This is a genomic window from Mesorhizobium sp. M8A.F.Ca.ET.021.01.1.1, assembly GCF_003998025.1.
Lineage (GTDB): Bacteria > Pseudomonadota > Alphaproteobacteria > Rhizobiales > Rhizobiaceae > Mesorhizobium.
In genome coordinates this window covers 1-1,837 of the sequence record NZ_RZSJ01000846.1, presented here as the reverse complement: position 1 = coordinate 1,837, position 1,837 = coordinate 1, and the positions used below count along the sequence as shown (strand labels likewise).

At 61.9% G+C, this 1,837-nt stretch carries 2 protein-coding genes; both read left to right on the top strand.

Annotation, left to right across the window (positions count from 1 at the left end; genetic code table 11):
* On the top strand, positions 1 to 181 hold a 181-nt coding region (locus tag EOA36_RS34670; protein WP_127281160.1), incomplete at its 5' end, for a sel1 repeat family protein.
* A gap of 432 nt (positions 182 to 613) precedes the next feature.
* Entirely contained in the window at positions 614 to 1,735 is a 1,122-nt protein-coding gene (locus tag EOA36_RS34665) for a branched-chain amino acid ABC transporter substrate-binding protein (protein ID WP_127281159.1), read from the top strand.
* Positions 1,736 to 1,837 lie beyond the last annotated feature (102 nt).

The window sequence follows — 1,837 nt, the reverse complement described above, 5'->3', positions numbered from 1 at the left end:
GTATGCGACCGGCCGCGATTGCGAGACCGATGTCGTTGCCGCCCACAAATGGTTCAACATCGCCGCCATCAAGGGTTCGGCCCGCGCCGCGGAACTGCGCTCGGAACTCTCGGCGGCCATGTCGAAGGTCGAGATCGCCAAGGCGCTGCGCGAAGCCCGCGAATGGATGACCATGCACTGAGTCCCGCCAGACGGGGACGCTCCGGCCAAGACCGCTAAAAGACGGTCGGGCCAACAGGGACAAGGCTGCGCAGACAGCCAGGCCACGGGCCAACAACAAAAAGAATGCGGCAGGCCGACAGGTCCAAGCCGCGCGACGGACCATGATCCCGAAAGTGGAATCGGGGCTTCGGCAAGATCATGGCCAACAGGAAGACAGGGAAGGTGGGTTGGGTTCACAGCGCGGGGGGCGCCGGGGAAACAGCCTGACAGGCAAAAAGCCACGACCAGCCGGAACAAGGCTGGCGTGGCTTTTTGCGTGGATGAGACCGCGCAGGCCCAATCGAGCGGCGCCAATGCGCCTAGACAGGCCCGGTGAAGGATGAAATTGTCCCGCCTCTCTGGAAGAAGCGCGGCCGGGGCGGCCGCGCGTGAGTGGAGGAGTTCTATTGTCATGAAAAAAATGAGTATTTTGAGCGCGGCCATTTTCGGCCTGATGATGAGCGCGCCTGTCGCATTCGCCGACGACATCACCGTATCGGTGGTCGGCCCGATGACCGGACAACTCGCGACCATCGGCGATCAGTTCAAGCAGGGCGCACAGGCCGCGGCCGATGCCATCAACGCCGCGGGCGGCGTCAACGGCTCGATGATCAAGCTCGACATCGAGGACGACCAGTGCGACCCCAAGCAGGCCGTTTCGGTCGCCAACCGCATCATCGCCAACGGCGTCAAGTTCATCGACGGTCATGCCTGCTCGGGTTCGAGCATTCCGGCCTCGGCCGTCTATGCCGAAGCCGGTGCGCTGATGATGAGCCCGGCCTCTTCGAACCCGGTGCTGACCGACGCCGCGGCCAAGTCCGGCTGGCCGACGATCATGCGTCTTTATACGCGTGACGACGCACAGGGCGCCTTCATCGGCCCATGGATCGCCAAGAAGTATGCCGGCAAGAATGTGGTCATCCTGCACGACAAGAGCGCCTACGGTCAGGGCGTGGCTGACGCCGTCAGGGCAACCATGAATACCGGTGGCCTCAAGGAAGTCTACTATGACGCCATCAACCCCGGCGAGAAGGACTATTCGGCGCTTGTCACCAAGCTGAAGGATCTCAAGGCCGATGTCGTCTATTTCGGTGGCTACCATCCTGAGGCTGGCCTGATCCTGCGTCAGTCGGCCGAACAGAACCTGAAGTTCCAGCTGATCATGCCGGACTCGATCGCCTCGCCGGAGTTCTGGCAGGTTGCCGGCCCGGCCGGCGAGGGCACCATGTTCGTGTTCCCGTCGGATCCGCAGGCAAAGCCGGAAGCCAAGGCGGCCGTCGAGAAGATCAAGGCCGGCGGCTTCGTGCCGGAAGGCTTCACGCTGTTCTCCTACGCCGTGGTCCAGGCTTTCGCCGAAGGCATCAAGCGTGCCGGCAGCGACGATCCGGCCAAGGTTGCCGAAGCGTTGAAGAACGGCACGCCGATCAGCACCGTTGTCGGCGACGTCACCTTCGACGAGAAGGGCGACCTCAAAAATGCCAGCTATGACATCAACCAGTGGCATGACGGCAAGTACGCGCCGATCGCGCAGTAATCGCTCCGACGATCGGCTAGAGCAATTCTAGGAAAAGTGTGTAGCGGTTTTCCGTCCAGAATTGCGTAAAAACAAGAAGTTAGAGCGGGTCAGAGATTCTAT

Bases quoted from the DNA above. Each gene is read 5' to 3' on its own strand.
- EOA36_RS34665 (WP_127281159.1), top strand. From the start codon at position 614: ATGAAAAAAATGAGTATTTTGAGCGCGGCCATTTTCGGCCTGATGATG.